This window comes from Nocardia sp. NPDC050412 (assembly GCF_044458825.1).
Taxonomy (GTDB): domain Bacteria; phylum Actinomycetota; class Actinomycetes; order Mycobacteriales; family Mycobacteriaceae; genus Nocardia.
This window is the reverse complement of the sequence record NZ_JBITIJ010000001.1, coordinates 227,497-242,535: the sequence shown is the minus strand read 5'-3', so window position 1 is coordinate 242,535 and position 15,039 is coordinate 227,497. Positions and strand designations below refer to the sequence as shown.

Sequence of the window (15,039 nt, the reverse complement as noted above, 5' to 3'; positions counted from 1 at the left end):
GCACTTTTCAGTGACTGAGGAACCTTATGGTGACCAAGCAGCTCAGCGGCTCGGCCGAGGATGCCAACCTGCGGCGAGCCGACTCCCTGGCGCGGGAGATCTTCTCTGATGTCGCCAACAAGTGGGCGCTGTTGATCATCGAGGCCCTAGGGGAGGGCACCCTGCGCTTCAGCGAGCTGCGCAGCCGAGTCGAGGGCATCAGCCACAAGATGCTCACCCAGAACCTGCGTATGTTGGAGCGCAACGGCCTGGCCGAGCGGACCGTCCACCCCACCGTCCCGCCCCGGGTCGAATACACCCTTACCGAAGCAGGCCACGGACTTCGAGCGACGGTCGACGGAATGTGCGAGTGGACCTACCGGTACTTCCAGCACATCGAGTCCGCCCGGCGGCACTTCGAAGCCTAACGGTCGGTGAATGCGGAGCGCGCGGACTTCAGTGCCCAAAGTCGGTGACAGCCCGAGCATGCAGGCGGCCCGACGGCTGGGTACCGGTTCACGCTCCGAGATCGGCGGTGGCGCGGAAATCGCTGGGGCGGATACCTCGATGGCGCTTGAACGCCGCGCTGAAACCGAAAGCGTCCGCATAACCGACAGCCTTCGCGACCTGCGCCACTGTGAGACTCCGGTCGGCCAGTAGTTCCTCCGCCTCATCCATCCTGCATTCGGTGAGATACGCCAGCGGCGACTGCGCCATGACCTCGGAGAACCGCCGGGCGAACAGCGCCCGCGATACCCCCGCCTCGGCGGCCAGCGACGCGACCGTCCAACCGGCGGCCGGCCTTCCGTGCATGGCCTCCAATGCCGGCCCGACCACCGGATCGGCCGGCCCGCGATACCAACCCGGCGCGTCAGCGTCCAGCTCGTCGAACCAGTTGCGCAGCGTGCACACCAACGCCCAGTCGAGCAGCCGGTCCATCATCGCCTGCGCTCCGGCCGGACGTCGGGCCGCATCCGCGGCGATCGACTCCATCCACGCGCACACCTCCACATCGTCGGTCACGACCAGGACGGGTGGTAGAGCACGCAGCAGCCGTTCGTGGCGCCGACTGGAGGCCCGATAGGCGCCGACAATCAGAGCGGTCTCACCGGCGGGGTCGTTCCCCCAGCGACCGCTGTCCAGCGCGGGATCGCATTTCGCGTCCGGCGCGAAGCAGGCGACTTCGTACTCCTCGTGCGGTAGGCCGACAGTATCCGCGCGGTCGACTAGGACGAACGTTTCCGGGCCGCGCACGATCGCGGTGTCTCCCACCGTGATCCGATGCTCGAGACCGCCGGACAGCAGCAGTGTTCCGCCACCGCGCAGCACGGTGACCATGGTCAGCGGCGCTTCGTCGGCGAACCGGATGCTCCACGGTGCTTCCAAGACCGCGTTGGTGAGCACAGCTCCCTCGGCACGGATACCGCTCAGCAGTTTGCTCAATGGATCCACACCATCGACGGTAGACGAACTCCTATCGAATGTAGATCCTTACCCATAGATCGTCCATTGCCCGGAGTGTGGAATGAAACCCAGACCGCACAACCGATCGTCCGGAACTCCGGACCCACAGAGGAGGCACCCGTGCAGCACAACTCGACCGTGGACATCGCGACCACCCGTACCGCGCTGGTCGTCGTCGCTCATCCCCGGCCCGACTCGCTCACGGCCCATATCGCCGAGCTGGCCACCCGACGGCTCGCCGCGCTCGGCTACCGGATCGATCTGCTGGACCTGCACGCCGAGAACTTCGATCCCCGGATGAGCGCCGCCGACCTCCCGGAATGGGGCAACCGGGAGAAGGCATACTCCCCCGAAGTCGAGAATCACATGCGGCGCATCCTCGCCGCCGACGTGATCGTCGCGGTGTTCCCGGTGTACTGGATGCAGGTCCCGGCAATTCTGAAGGGCTGGATCGATCGGGTGTGGAACTACGGATTCGCCTACGGCCGCAGCAAACCCCGGCTCGCGGGCAAGCGGATGCTGTGGCTGGGCCTGGCGGGCGTGGCAGACGACGACGCGGTCGTCGAGCTCATGCAGGATGCGCTCAGCGCGCAACTCAACGACGGTATCGCCTATTACTGCGGCCTCACACAGTCCTCGGTGGGGTTGTTGCCCGGCGCGGAAGAAAAGCGGCAGCGCGTGGATGCCGCGGGCAATCTGCTGCTCGACGAGGCCCTCACCGGCGCGGTCCGCGAAGCCCACTATGCGGGCTTGGAAGAGCGGGCGCTCGGCTTCGTCGACGATTTCCTCGCCGCCGACAGGGTTCCGGCCTGACCACTGAAGGCATACCTCCCGGCGCTGGGCGCGGACCGAACCCGGCCACCGCCGCAACCGCGAGTCGGCCCCGTGTTCGACACTGAAGAGGAAATCCTATGCGGCGCAGAACTCGTTGCCTTCGGGGTCGCGCATAACCCACCAGTGACCGGCTGGTCCCTTATCGATTTCGCGGATCCGGGTTGCTCCCAATGCTTCCAATCGCGAGACCAGCGCATCAAGGGTGCCAGGCTCGCTGTGCACGTCGATGTGTAGACGGTTCTTACCGGATTTTTCCTCCGGAACGTCCTGGAAGAGCATTCGCCGCCCCTGGCCGACGCCGCTGATCGAGTCGAAGGGGTCGTCGGGGTGGCGGATGGCGGCGTAGCCGCGGAAGGTTTTGCGTCCGTGATGGTCGACGACCGCGGCCGCGGGGAGCTGCCCGGCGGCCAGTAGTCGCTCGACGAGGGCGCTCGGGTCTTCCACCTCGTAGTCCAGTGCCGCGGCCCAGAAGTCGGCGAGGGCGGAGGCGTCCCTGGTGTCGACGACCAGTTTCCAGTTCAAAGCCACCGCCGAAACCTACCGCAACAACGGGCGCACCTCACGGACGCCGGGTCCGCGATCGGCAACCGAACTTCACCATCGAATGGGCTGCCAACGCCCTGAATTCGCCCGCGAGATCATGCGAAGCGCTGCGATCGGCCGGACGTTTCGGGACGATGAACGTCATGGCAAGGACACTCGATCGACTCCGGAACGATCTGCAAGAGTACGCGCGCCTGGCCGAGGTTCGCTACGACCCCGCGATCGCGGATCCGGTACTGGAAACACTGGCTGAGCTATGGACCAATTCGGTTGTGGGCGTGCGGACCACCACACATCCGGTGCCCGAGCGCGAAGTCAACGCCCGGGTGATGCACCCCGGCGAGCCCACCGAGCTCATCGAGAAACTGCGTGGCGCAGGACTTCTCACCTATACGGGCCATCCGATGGAACAGTTGCTTGCCGAGATCTCCGCCGAAGTCCCGGTCAGCTCGGGTGTCGATCTCGCGATCGCCAGTGGGGTGCAGAAGATCTGGCTGGTCTTTCCCGAACTGATCAGCGTGGAGCGGATTCTCGCCTTCTCCGGAATCCCGGAGTCCGCGCGCGCGCACGCCGACCATCTGTCCCGCTACGGCGGCCGAATCGGGATTCTCGCAGTAGATTTCGACGCCCGCACGATGAACCTGTACTCGAATGTCTTCGAGCCCGGCTACCTAACTCCCGCGGATATCACCGGAATCCTGGCCGAACTCGACTTCACCGCACCCACCGAAACCGAATTGGCCTTACTGGCCCGCACCTTCAACCTCTACCGCACCTTCTCTTGGACCTCATCGCGCATGGAGCGCATCTGCTTCCCGGTGCGCTGCGAACCGTCCAGCTTCCCAACCGACCTCGACCCGGTCCTGGCCCGTTTCGTCGCCGATGCACCATTCGCCGACCCCGAAACCCGCGGCTTCGTCTTCTATGCCACCTACGGCCCGACCAACCGCTACTACAAGGTCCAGGCCGAATACGCGGGCGTCCGCGCCGCCACCTTCCCAGGCGGCACCGCACCCCGCCCGACCTAGTATCTCGCCCGGATAGCTTCTGCCGTATCGAGAGCCTTGGTTCGGAGGGTTCCGTCGAACGCAGTCCAATCGTGGTCGCCCACGCCGCATTCGACGGCCACATCACTACGCTCGGCGAACAGCCGGAGCGGGTGGCGCACAAGCCATCCGGACGAGGCACTAGCTCATCGAATGTCAGCTGGCGATCTCGGTGATCTCCCGGTGCGGGTGCAGGCTGCGGAATTTGCTGCCGTGGAAGATCAGTGGTTCGGCATCGGCGCGGGCGGCGAGGCGGTTGATCCGGAGGATGACCACTGTGTGGTCGCCCGCGGGGATGCGGGCCTCGACCGCGCCCTCGATCCACGCCGTCGCGCCCTCGATGAAGATCGCGTCGGCCGCGCCACGGTGCACATCCACATTGTGGAAGCGGTTGCCGTTGCGGTTGCTCAGTGCCCGAGCCGCGTGCTCCTGATCGGTGCCGAGCAGGCTCAGACCGAGGTGCGTTGCGGTATCCAGCTTCGGCCAAGTCGCCGAGCTGTTCTGCACGCAGAACGACACCAGCGGCGGGTCCAGCGAGACCGGGACGAAGGTGCTCACCGCCAAGCCATGTGGCGTCCCTTCGATTTCGGCGCAGACCGCGACGACACCGCTGGGGAAGCTGGCGAAGACACGACGTAGGCCGGAACCGTCGGACGGGAATTCGAAGAGCTCACGCATGATTGGCCGCCTTCGAGGCGAGGGCAGCGGCGACCGGGCGCCAGCGTTCGGTGTAGCGGGCGATGGCGCCGTCTTCCTGAAAAGTACTGTCCGACAGGTAGAGACCGGGCAGCGCCGCCGTCGCACCGAGTTCGACCAACACCGGCTTGAGCAGCAGATCCGGGGCGAGCGCATGGACCGGGCCCGCGCCGAGCATGAGCGGCACCACCACCACATCGGCCAGTCCGGTACCGCCCTCGAATTGTTCGAGGAACAGCTTCAACAGCCCGGTGTAGGTGGCCTTGAAGGTGGGACTGGCGAAGACCACCAGCTCCGAACTGGCCACCGTGTGAACGGCGGCCGCGACCTCTGGATCACCCCAGGACAGCAGGCCCGCGCCGTAGGAGACCAGGTCGATCACCTCCGGTTCCACGTCCGGGCGTAATCCCGCGGCGACCAGCGTTGCCGCGGTCAGGGTACGAGAGGCTGGCTTCGGATTACCGACGACGACCGTAACTTTGACATCCTCCCGGCTGTGAACGACCGGGATTCCTCCCGCGGCACCATGTGCCGCTCCGGTGGGTTCCTGTTTCACAGGGACTCGCCTCCCGCTAGGCGGCAGGACTTACGGTCCCTCCGCAGGCGTTTAAACTCTCGGCGCGTCCCGCCGCGAGAATGTTGACTGCCGCGTTCAGATCGCGGTCGTGGATGGTGCCGCACGGGCACGTCCACTCTCGGACATGCAATGGCTTCTTCCCGCTGAGCGCCCCGCACACTGAGCACAGTTGCGTTGACGGGAACCAGCGGTCGACCTTCCCAAAATGCCGCCCAGACCGCCGGGCCTTCTCCTCCAACATCCGAGTAAACATGCCCCAGCCGGCGTCGTGGACAGATTTCGCCATCCTGGTGCGGGCCAGACCCTTCACGCACAGATCCTCGACGAACACCGCTTGGTTGTCGCGGATGATCATCGTGGACTGCTTGTGCGCCCAATCCCGGCGTGTGTCGGCCACTTTGGCGTGAGCCTTGGCGACGCTCAGCCGAGCTTTCGCCCGGTTCGCCGAACCCTTGTCCCTGCGGGACAACGCTTTCTGCGCTCTCCGTAACCGGCGTTCCGCCTGCCGTAGGAACCGTGGCGACTCGATCCGCTTCCCATCCGACAGGACCGCGAACGTCGACAACCCCAGGTCGATACCCACCTCGGAATCGACCGGCGGCGACGGCTGATCGTCCACCTGCACCACGAACGACGCGAAGTATCGCCCCGCCGCGTCCCTGATCACGGTCACCGAAGACGGTTCGGACGGCAGTTCCCGTGACCACCGGACAGCCAATTCGCCGATCTTCGCCACATACAGCCGCCCGCCCGGCCGCAGCGAAAACCCGTTGCGGGTCAACCGGATCGACTGCCGGTTGTCCTTGCGAGACCGGAAACGTGGCGCGCCCAGCCTGGAGCCGTTGCGTTTGCCGGATAGGGAATCGAACCAGTTCCGGTACCCGGCCCGCGCATCCTGACACGCTTGGATGAGCACCACCGATGCCACGTCCGCCAGCCACGCCCGCTCCGGGCTGCGCTTCGCCAACGTGACCACCCGGCGCTGAATCTCGGTGTCGGACACCTTCACACCGGCGGAATGTGCTTCCTGCCGCACCCGCAGGCAATCGTTGTACACCATCCGCGCGCACCCGAACGCCCGAGCCAACGCAATCTGCTGGCCCGGCGTCGGATAGACGCGGAAGTTGTACCGTAGCTGCACAATTCGACTTCATCATTGGTCCATGGTTTCGAATTCGGACCGCCTTCGTGACGGATGCCGTGGTTGAGTGAACCGGCACAGCATGAACGGAAACTTCTGGCCCCCGAGCTATTTCGCTGCCTCCTGCGGCGGCGCGCCACTGTCGATCATCCAGCAATACATCGAGCAGCAGCGACGGCCGCCCCGTACCCCAGGAAGACCGAAGTTGATGCGCTAACCCGACCCTGAAGGACCGGGCTTGCGCGCTACGTTTCTCGGTCACTTCCGTATCCTCTTCTCGCTCGATCAGATCACGCCGTGCAACGGTGGCGCGGTGTCGTGCAGTAGTGCCCGGCCGATGTGCTGATATTTCCACCGGACCGGGTCGTGCAGGGTGTGGGTGCGGGCATTGCGCCAGAAGTGGTGCAGGTTCAGATCCGCTGCGGCACTGCGTGTTCCGCCGACCTCGAACAATGCGGCCGAGACCTCGTTGGCGGCTCGATCGGCGAGCACCTTGGCGGTGGCTACGGCAAGCGATGCCGCAGCAACGGATTCGGTAGCGGAGACGGCGGCGTCGACGGCAACACCGGCGGCGGTGAGCGTGGCCTCGGCCGCTGTCACCGCGACCGAGAGCTCACCGAAACGCTGGATGAGCAGTGGATCGTCGATCGCCCTGTCGACACCCGATTCGAACCAGGGACGGCTGGAAGTGCGTACGAATTCCGTTGCGGTACTGAGCGCGCCACGAGCGATGCCGGTGTCGATCGCGGCATGCAGCAGTTGTGCGTAGGCACCGTAGCCTGTCGGCGCGTGCACGGCCGCCGAGCGGGCAATCAATTGAGTCGGCTCGACCGCGACTTCCGCGAATTCGATGGTCCCGCTGCCGGTGGTGCGCTGGCCGATGCCGTTCCAGTCGTCGATGATTCGTACGCCCGGTGTATCGGCTGGCAGATATGCGATGTACTCGCCCGCAGGCAGTCCACTGCGGCTCTCCGGATCATCGAGCCGGGTCAGCACCGCGAGCAGATCTGCGAAAAGCGAACCCGTACAGTAGAACTTGACGCCATCTATACGGAAGCGATCCCCCACCGGACGCACCGTAGTGGCGATATCGGCGACAGTCGCAGTGCCGCGCTCGGACTGCGCGTTGGCAATCCGAGCGCCCGCCAGAACTTGCCCGAAGTACCGCGCCTGCTGATCCGCGGTACCCGCCAAGCGCAACAGGTTCAGATACACGAAGTGGCTGTGTGGAATCTGCGCGATATTCGGGTCGGCGACCGCCAGAATGCGCACCACCTCCGCCACCGCACTCGGCGGCAGATCCGCGCCCCCGAATGCCGCGGGCACGGTGATTGCCAGCAACCCACTCGCCGCCAGTCGATCCACTTCGGCGAATGGCAACTCCCGGCCGCGATCACGCGCCGCCGCGCCGTCGGCAAACCCCCAAGAAAGCTGTGCCGCAACCGAATACGCGTGTGCGGCGGATTCGATCCGGTCGGCGACGACGGCGGTCATCGGTGCCCCACAGTGGCGGGCGTACGTGCGGCCTCCAGTTCGCGAACCAGCGGCAACACCTTCGCGCCGAAGTACTCGACCTCCTCCTGGAAGTGCAGGAAACCGGCCAGAATCAGGTCGACGCCGAGTTCCTTGTAGGCCACGATGCGCTCGGCGACCTGTTCGGGTGTGCCGATCAGCTTGGTACGGAATCCGTCGTTGTACTGCACGAGATCTTCGAACGTCGAATCCGCCCACATCCCCTTGCGGTCCTTCGATGACGCACCGGCTTGTTGCACCGCGTCCCGGAAGCCTTCCACCGCAGGCTTATTCGCCTTCTCGATGATTTCGCGCAAGGTATCGCGGGCTTCCTTCTCGGTATCGCGAGCAATGATGAAACCGTTCAGACCGAATTTGACCTCGCGCTGATTCGCCTGGGCGATACTGCGCAGCTCATCCAATTGTTCGGTGACGCCGTCGAAATCCTTGCCGTTGGAGAAGTACCAGTCGGCGTAGCGGCCACCATTGCGGCGCGCCGCGGTCGAGTTACCACCCTGGAACAGTTCGGGATTCGGACGTTCGGGGGTGTTCAGCGGCTTGGGCTTCAGCGTGAAATCGCGGATGCGATAGAAATCGCCACCGTAGTTGACATCATCCTCTGTCCAGATCTTGCGGATCACCTCGAGGAATTCGGCGCTGCGGCGGTACCGTTCGTCGTGCTCCAGCCACGGCTCGCCGAGGGCGGTGAATTCCCCTGCGAACCAACCGGATACGACATTGATGGCGAACCGGCCGTTGGAGAGGTGATCGGCGGTGGCACCGAATTTGGCCAGTACGGCCGGGTGCCAGAGTCCGGGATGGATCGCGGCGATCACCTTGAGCCGCTCGGTCGCACCGAGCAGCGCGAGACTGAACGAGGTGGACTCGTGCTGGTATTCCGCACCGTAGGAGGCTGTATAGCGGACCTGGGACAGCGCGTAATCGAACCCGTTGTTCTCCGCGGTTTGCGCCAACTTCTTGTTGTATTCGAAGTCCCAGCTGGTGCGTTGTTCGATATCACTGGTGACCAGCCCCCCGCTGACATTCGGCACCCAGTAGGCGAACCGGATCTGATCGGCGATGTGCTCTGTGGTCATACTTACTCCATTGGTGTCGGGGAACCGTCTATCGCCAGGAAGGGGCGCACCAAGCGCCCCTTCCACTCCAGCACCGCAAGCCCACCGACAGGAGGGTTTGAATCTGTGCGATCGGATGGGTGTAGCGATCAGGCGTTGGCGAGGCTGTAACCGGATCGGCTGAATCGACCGGCCGGTGTGAACCGTCCGAGCAGTGCCTCGGCATCCGCACCGGTGACCTGGGCGATGAATTCGGCGGCCGCTTCGAGCGAATCGACACCGAGGAATGGCTGCGGGCCGTGCAGCAGTCCGACGAGTGCGTTCGCGAAGCGCTGATCGACCGCGGCCGCGGCGAAGAGCTGATTGCCGATATCGGCCAATTCCGGATCGCCGAGGAACAAGCGGGTGACCTTATTCGCCGCATCCCCGCGCGCGGCAAGGAATGCGGCGTACTGTGCGCTGATCCAGTCCGCGTCGAACGGTCCCTCGTGCACGGCGGCCGCCGCGACCAGTCGTTGCGCCTGGATAAGTCCGCTCTGCGCGCCCTGCCCTGCGATCGGGTCGTAGGCGGCCGAGGTATCACCGAGCGAGGCAACGACATGACCACCGGCGGTCTGCCCGACGCCGGACCGGACCACCGGCCGGACCGCGCCCTTGAGCCAGGAATGCGGATCCTCGGCGATCACCCGGGTTTCGAGCACCTCGGGCAGATCCCAATCGATGAAATCGCGGTACAGATCCTGCACGATCCGATGCGCCGATTCGGCCGAATCCGCTGCGGCGAAACGACTTTCCCATTCACTGCCCGGCCGCGCCCAGCCGAGGAATGCCCAGCTCGGACCCGCGTCCTTGTGCAGATACGGTCCCCACCAGCCCTCGCCCTGCCCGGCGAAGATGGAGAAGCCGCTGTGCGCACCACCGGCCCGACTGCGGTGCGCGAAAACGCTTTCGTCATGGCCGATCCCGGTCACGGTGACGGTAAGCAGTGACCGTTGTGGAGATTCGTAAGGGGTGCGTGCATGATCGATCGGGAACAGGTCGGACAAGCCGCCGCGCCCGGTGGCCACCAGCGTGAGATCCGCGGCCGCGGCGATAGTGTCGAGTTTATCGGGCGTCACCTGCTCGACGACGAAACGTCCGCCGCGTTCCAGGAATGCGGTGAGCCGTTCGTCGGCCTTCAAACGGGTATCGACCGCAACCCCGACATATCCGTCGAAATGACCGTCGAATTGGATCAATTCCTCGCGCTCGGGTCCGGCAATGCGCACGCTCAGCCCGGTGTGCCGGGGTGCGCGACCGGTGTAGGTATCCAGACCGAGCGCGGATTCGGCCTGTTGGGTCTCCCCGAATTCGAGTGCGGTGCCGGTGGCCGGTACATCGTCGCGCAACGAACGCTGATCGCGGTCGCTGTAGAGCGTGACGTCGAATCCGGCGTCGAGTAATCCAAGAGCCGCAGTGACGCCGGTTTGACCGGCACCGATTACCGCGGCCGAACGTGTGGAGCGGGTATTCTGCGATGTCATGCCAATCATGGTCCGTCTCCCGCAGCGATGATTGCAGTGTTGCGATCATCGAGAATCAATGGGGTGACCTGGAATTCGCGATCGCGCCGAACGCGTCCGATCGTGGCTGCCATAGGATTTCAGCCATGTCGTTCACTGTTGCCGAACTGACCGGTGACCGGTCCGAACAGTACCGTCAGCTCGTCGCGCAAGCCGAGGCGCTGGTCGCGGGCGAGACCGACCGGATCGCGAATGCCGCGAATCTGGCCGCGCTGGTCTTCCACGCGCTGACCGAGGTGAATTGGGTCGGATTCTATTTCTACGACGGACAGGAATTGGTGGTCGGCCCCTTCCAGGGCAAACCGGCCTGCGTGCGCATCGCCATCGGCAAGGGCGTCTGCGGCACCGCCGCCGAGACCCGGGAGACCCGTTTGGTGCCCGACGTGCACGCCTTTCCCGGACATATCGCCTGTGATGCCGATACTCGCTCCGAAATCGTGGTTCCGCTGGTACGCGACGATATCCTCGTCGGCGTCTTCGATCTCGACAGCCCACAACCGAACCGCTTCGACGATATCGACAGGAAAGGCCTGGAATCCATCGCCCAGGCCTTCCTGAATTCGCTCGATTAAGTGGCCGCGACGGAGGCGCCCGGCCTCGATTCGGCATCGGGCAATGCCGTCGATAATGAACCACCAAGGCGATATCGTGCGCCGCGGTGCTCTTGCGGCAGCCGATCTCCTTTGTCGAACAAGGCATTTCGCAGGGTGCCCGGTGTGTAGTCCGCAGCGTAGGCGCCACGCTCGGTCAGCACCGGAACCACATAGCGGACAATATCTTCGAAGCTTCCAGGGGTAATTGCGTAGGCCAAATTGAAGCCGTCCAGGTCGGTTTCGGCGACCCAGTCCTGGAGTTGATCGGCGACGGTAGCACCTGAGCCGACGAATACCGGCCCCATCCCGCCGATCCCGGCCCAGCGACCGATATCGCGAACGGTCCATTCACGGCCGTCGTCGTCGAATTCCTGGAAGGCGGCCACGGCGGACTGGATGGCATTGCTCTGCACCTGGCCGATCGGATCGTCCAGGGCGTAACCCGACAGATCGATGCCCATCCACCCGGACATGAAGACCAGCCCGCCCTCGACGCTGGCGTAGGACAGGTACTCCTCGTATTTGGCGTGTGCCGCCTCGCCGGTCGCGTCGGTAATGATCGTGGCCAGTGCGTAGATCCGGGCCGAATACCGATCCCGTCCCGCCGCCTCGAGTGCGTCACGGATGCGAGAAACAGTCTGTGCCAGAATACGTTTCGAAGGCCCGGCGACGAATATCGCCTCCGCATTCTCGGCAGCGAAGCGCACACCGCGCGGTGACGCACCGGCCTGATAGATCACCGGCGTCCGCTGCGGCGACGGCTCCGCGAGATGGATGCCAGGCACCTGATAGTGCGTGCCCCGATGGCCGATGTGATGCACTTTCGCAGGGTCGACGTAGATGCCCTGCGCGGCATCACGAACCACCGCGTCGTCCTCCCAGGAGCCCTCCCACAGCTTGTACAGGACCTCCAGGTATTCATCGGCCTGGTTGTAGCGCTCGTCGTGGTCCAGCTGGTCGTCGGCACCGAAATTCCTTGCGGCCGAAGGCAAGTAGCCGGTCACGACGTTCCAGCCGATGCGGCCGTTGGTGAGGTGATCGAGGGTGGAGAGTCGACGCGCGAACGGATAGGGGTGTTCGAAGCCGGTGCCGGTGGTGATGCCGAAGCCGAGATGTTCGGTGACCGCGGCCATAGCCGAGACCAGCAGCAACGGGTCGGCCACCGGAATCTGAGCGCCCTGGCGCAGCGCGGCAATGTCGTTGCCGCCGTATACGTCGTAGGTCCCGAGTACGTCGGCGATGAAGATGCCGTCGAAACGGCCCTGCTCCAACAGCTTCGCCAATTCGGTCCAGTAGCTCAGTTCCTTGTACCGGTGCGACTGGTCCTCGGGATGTCGCCACAGACCCGGTGATTGGTGCGCGACACAGTTCATGTCGAAGGCATTGAAGCGAATGCGGCGTGTCACTGCTGGTCTCCCGTCGCGGGCTTGCGCTCACCCGCGCTCCAAGCGAACGGCAGTTGCGTGCCGTTCAGCAGATAATCACCGATTGCCCTTGCCTTTTGGATGGCCGGATTGTGCACCGAGATGGTGCGGGCATTGCGCCAGTGCCGATCCAGTCGCAGGCGCTCGGAGACGACCGACGCACCGCCTACCTCGAACAGCAATGTGGTGGCGGGCAATACGAGATCGATGACCGCGAGTTGTGCCTGTGCGGCGGCGAGTTCCGCTGCCACGATGGACTCTTCGTCCTGTGCACCGCCCGCGAGCACCTTGTCGAGCACATCGGCCACGGCGAGCACGGTCGCCTCGGCGGCGAATGCGGCGGCGGAAAGCCGTCCGATCACCTGTTGCACCAACGGATCCTGGCGTGGCAGGTCGGCGGCCGAATGGGTGTAGCCCCGGGTGCGCGCCGCCACCCACTCGCGGGCATCGCGCTCGGCTCGCTTCGCGATACCGGCGAGCACCGACAGCTGGACCAACTGCAGGTAGGAGGTCGCATAGGTCGGTCCGGGCGCGCCGTAGCCGGGCCCGAGAACGCGCTCCGGCTCGACCGCGACATCGGTGAATTCCGTTGTGCCGCTTGCGGTCAGCCGCTGACCGAAGCCGTCCCAGTCGTCGTGCTGGCGGACGCCGTCGGCATTCGCATCGACGAGCACGCCTACCCGCTCACCGTCGCGATCGGCCGCCGCGAGGATGTAGTCCGCGTAGAGCGAACCGGTGCTGTAGTACTTGGTGCCGTTGAGAAGCCAGCGATCGCCATCCTTGGTCAGCCGCGTGCGGTAATGGTCGACAGCCCCGATGCCCGGCTCGGTGATCGCATTGCCGACGAGCGTGCCACCGGCCGCGGCACGCAGCCAATGCTCACGGTTCTCCCCCGACTCGGCGAGCAACTGGTCCTCGACGAAGGAGAAGTGCACCCGCAATGCCTGCGGCAGATTCGATTCGGCGGCCGCCAATTCGATGAGCAACCGGAACAACTGTCGCACCGTGACGCCGTAACCGCCGAATTCGACCGGCACCCGCAACGCACCGAATTTGGCCTCGCGCAGCCAGCCCACCTCCTCGAAGGGCAGCCGACGATCGATCTCGCGCTCGACCGCGCCTTGCGCGATGCGGTCGAAGATCGGCCCGAAGATCGCATCCAGGTCGGAGTCTGTGGTGGATTTCGCCTCGATGGATGTCATCACCCCACGATCGCGCGGAGATGCCGTCAGCTCACCAGTTATCCGCACTGCGATCTAAACGCGCTGGCAGGAGGTAAGAACCACACAGATTCCAACCGGTGACACGGCTCGGCGACGCTGGCAGCATCGCGGTTGTCCGTGCCCGAAAGCGGCATCCGAACCGGCGAGGAGCAGTTGTCGATGTCACTGTCGTTCCATTGGTTTCTGCCCACCTACGGCGATTCGCGTGGCCTGATCGCCGGTGGTCACGGCACTTCGATGTCCGGTGACCGCCCGGCATCGCTGCGCTACCTCAACCAAATCGGCGCGGCGGCCGAGGACAACGGTTTCGAGGCGGTGCTCACCCCGACCGGCGCCTGGTGCGAGGACGCCTGGCTGACCACCGCCATGCTCGTCGAAACCACCGAAACACTGAAATTCCTGGTGGCGTTCCGCCCCGGACTGCTCAGCCCGACGCTGGCCGCCCAGATGGCCGGGACCTATCAGCGCCATTCCCGCGGCCGCCTACTGTTGAATGTGGTGACCGGCGGCGAACCACACGAACAACAGGCCTACGGTGATTTCCTCGATAAGGAGCAGCGCTACGCACGCACCGCCGAATTCCTGCACGTGGTGCGCGAGCTGTGGGAGTCCCGCGAACCGGTCAGCTTCGAGGGCACCCATATTCAGATCCGCGACGCCCTGCTCAACAACCATCCGGACCCGATCCCGCCGGTCTTCTTCGGCGGCTCCTCCGGCCCCGCCGGACCGGTCGCGGCCCGCTATGCCGACACCTACCTCACCTGGGGTGAACGGCCCGCCGCGGTCGGCAAGAAACTCGATTGGATCCGCGGGCTCGCCGCCGCTGAAAGCCGAGAACTCAGCTACGGCCTGCGCATTCACGTCATCAGCCGCGACACCTCCGAAGCGGCCTGGGCCGTCGCCGATCGACTGCTGTCCGGCCTAGACCCCGCCGAAATCGCCCGTGTGCAGGCCAGTCTCGCGCGCAGCGAATCCGAGGGCCAGCGCCGCATGCTCGATCTGCACGGCGGCCGCACCGACCGTCTGGAGATCGCGCCGAACCTCTGGGCGGGCGTCGGTCTGGTCCGCGGCGGGGCGGGCACCGCCCTGGTCGGCTCACACGAAGAGGTCGCCGACCGGCTGATCGAGTACGCCGAGCTCGGCATCACCCACTTCATCCTCTCCGGCTACCCCCACATCGAAGAGGCCTACTGGTTCGGCGAGGGCGTGCTGCCCATCCTGGAACGCCGCGGCCTGTGGACGCACCCGAACCGCACCGAATCAGGACCGGTAGCAACGCCTTTCGCCACCGCCACGCACTAGCGGGTACCGTCCGGCGTTCTGTGGCGTGCCGCCGTCGGTGATCACGGCGGGGCAGTGGTAGGCGGCG

15 protein-coding genes and 1 pseudogene are annotated in these 15,039 nt (G+C 65.1%); 6 read left to right on the top strand and 10 right to left on the bottom strand.

Going from position 1 to position 15,039, the window contains the following annotated elements; genetic code table 11:
- Window positions 1-26: 26 nt before the first annotated feature.
- Entirely contained in the window at window positions 27-407 is a 381-nt protein-coding gene (locus ACIBI6_RS01105) for a helix-turn-helix domain-containing protein (protein WP_364349918.1), read from the top strand.
- Between the two features lie 88 nt (window positions 408-495).
- Here the strand turns inward: ACIBI6_RS01105 and ACIBI6_RS01100 are convergent, their stop codons facing one another.
- Entirely contained in the window at window positions 496-1,431 is a 936-nt protein-coding gene (locus ACIBI6_RS01100; RefSeq protein WP_396954948.1) for an AraC family transcriptional regulator, read from the bottom strand.
- Between the two features lie 132 nt (window positions 1,432-1,563).
- Between ACIBI6_RS01100 and ACIBI6_RS01095 the strand changes: the two genes are divergently transcribed.
- A complete protein-coding gene (locus tag ACIBI6_RS01095; RefSeq protein WP_364349912.1) occupies window positions 1,564-2,256 on the top strand; it encodes an NAD(P)H oxidoreductase in 693 nt (230 codons plus the stop codon).
- 96 nt (window positions 2,257-2,352) lie between these two features.
- Here ACIBI6_RS01095 and ACIBI6_RS01090 read toward each other — a convergent pair whose 3' ends face one another.
- Window positions 2,353-2,805 (bottom strand): VOC family protein, encoded by a 453-nt coding sequence (locus ACIBI6_RS01090; protein ID WP_396954947.1) that lies wholly within the window; start codon window positions 2,803-2,805, stop codon window positions 2,353-2,355.
- Window positions 2,806-2,963: 158 nt separating this feature from the next.
- Between ACIBI6_RS01090 and ACIBI6_RS01085 the strand changes: the two genes are divergently transcribed.
- Entirely contained in the window at window positions 2,964-3,848 is an 885-nt protein-coding gene (locus ACIBI6_RS01085; protein WP_396954946.1) for an aromatic prenyltransferase, read from the top strand.
- A gap of 174 nt (window positions 3,849-4,022) precedes the next feature.
- On the opposite strand, the gene ACIBI6_RS01080 is transcribed toward ACIBI6_RS01085, so the two are convergent.
- The 3 genes from ACIBI6_RS01080 to ACIBI6_RS01070 all read right to left on the bottom strand — a co-directional run bounded on the left by ACIBI6_RS01080 (window position 4,023) and on the right by ACIBI6_RS01070 (window position 6,280).
- A complete protein-coding gene (locus ACIBI6_RS01080; RefSeq protein WP_396954945.1) occupies window positions 4,023-4,544 on the bottom strand; it encodes a flavin reductase family protein in 522 nt (173 codons plus the stop codon).
- Entirely contained in the window at window positions 4,537-5,073 is a 537-nt protein-coding gene (locus tag ACIBI6_RS01075; protein ID WP_364350147.1) for an NAD(P)H-dependent oxidoreductase, read from the bottom strand. The genes ACIBI6_RS01080 and ACIBI6_RS01075 overlap by 8 nt, the downstream gene beginning before the upstream one ends.
- 61 nt (window positions 5,074-5,134) lie before the next feature.
- On the bottom strand, window positions 5,135-6,280 hold the full coding sequence (locus ACIBI6_RS01070) for an RNA-guided endonuclease InsQ/TnpB family protein (RefSeq protein ID WP_396954944.1): 1,146 nt from the start codon (window positions 6,278-6,280) through the stop codon (window positions 5,135-5,137).
- Between the two features lie 91 nt (window positions 6,281-6,371).
- Here ACIBI6_RS01070 and ACIBI6_RS01065 point away from each other — a divergent pair.
- A pseudogene (locus ACIBI6_RS01065) lies at window positions 6,372-6,497 on the top strand (transposase); the annotation flags it as partial.
- A 68-nt stretch (window positions 6,498-6,565) separates the two neighbouring features.
- Here ACIBI6_RS01065 and ACIBI6_RS01060 read toward each other — a convergent pair.
- From ACIBI6_RS01060 to ACIBI6_RS01050, 3 genes are all read right to left on the bottom strand, one after another.
- Entirely contained in the window at window positions 6,566-7,774 is a 1,209-nt protein-coding gene (locus ACIBI6_RS01060) for an SfnB family sulfur acquisition oxidoreductase (RefSeq protein WP_396954943.1), read from the bottom strand.
- A complete protein-coding gene (gene sfnG, locus ACIBI6_RS01055) occupies window positions 7,771-8,889 on the bottom strand; it encodes a dimethylsulfone monooxygenase SfnG (protein ID WP_396954942.1) in 1,119 nt (372 codons plus the stop codon). Before sfnG ends, ACIBI6_RS01060 begins: the two co-directional genes overlap by 4 nt.
- 128 nt (window positions 8,890-9,017) lie before the next feature.
- Window positions 9,018-10,391, bottom strand: a complete 1,374-nt coding sequence (locus ACIBI6_RS01050; RefSeq protein WP_396954941.1) for a styrene monooxygenase/indole monooxygenase family protein — start codon at window positions 10,389-10,391, stop codon at window positions 9,018-9,020.
- A gap of 125 nt (window positions 10,392-10,516) precedes the next feature.
- Between ACIBI6_RS01050 and ACIBI6_RS01045 the strand changes: the two genes are divergently transcribed.
- Window positions 10,517-11,002, top strand: coding sequence for a GAF domain-containing protein (locus ACIBI6_RS01045; protein WP_364349888.1), 486 nt, complete (start codon window positions 10,517-10,519; stop codon window positions 11,000-11,002).
- Here ACIBI6_RS01045 and ACIBI6_RS01040 read toward each other — a convergent pair.
- On the bottom strand, window positions 10,999-12,429 hold the full coding sequence (locus tag ACIBI6_RS01040; RefSeq protein WP_396954940.1) for an LLM class flavin-dependent oxidoreductase: 1,431 nt from the start codon (window positions 12,427-12,429) through the stop codon (window positions 10,999-11,001). The two genes, ACIBI6_RS01045 and ACIBI6_RS01040, sit on opposite strands and share 4 nt — an antisense overlap.
- Window positions 12,426-13,649, bottom strand: a complete 1,224-nt coding sequence (locus tag ACIBI6_RS01035; RefSeq protein WP_364349882.1) for an acyl-CoA dehydrogenase family protein — start codon at window positions 13,647-13,649, stop codon at window positions 12,426-12,428. The genes ACIBI6_RS01040 and ACIBI6_RS01035 overlap by 4 nt, the downstream gene beginning before the upstream one ends.
- Before the next feature lie 180 nt (window positions 13,650-13,829).
- On the opposite strand from ACIBI6_RS01035, the gene ACIBI6_RS01030 reads away from it, so the two are divergent.
- Entirely contained in the window at window positions 13,830-14,972 is a 1,143-nt protein-coding gene (locus tag ACIBI6_RS01030; RefSeq protein ID WP_364349879.1) for an LLM class flavin-dependent oxidoreductase, read from the top strand.
- Window positions 14,973-15,039: the final 67 nt, after the last annotated feature.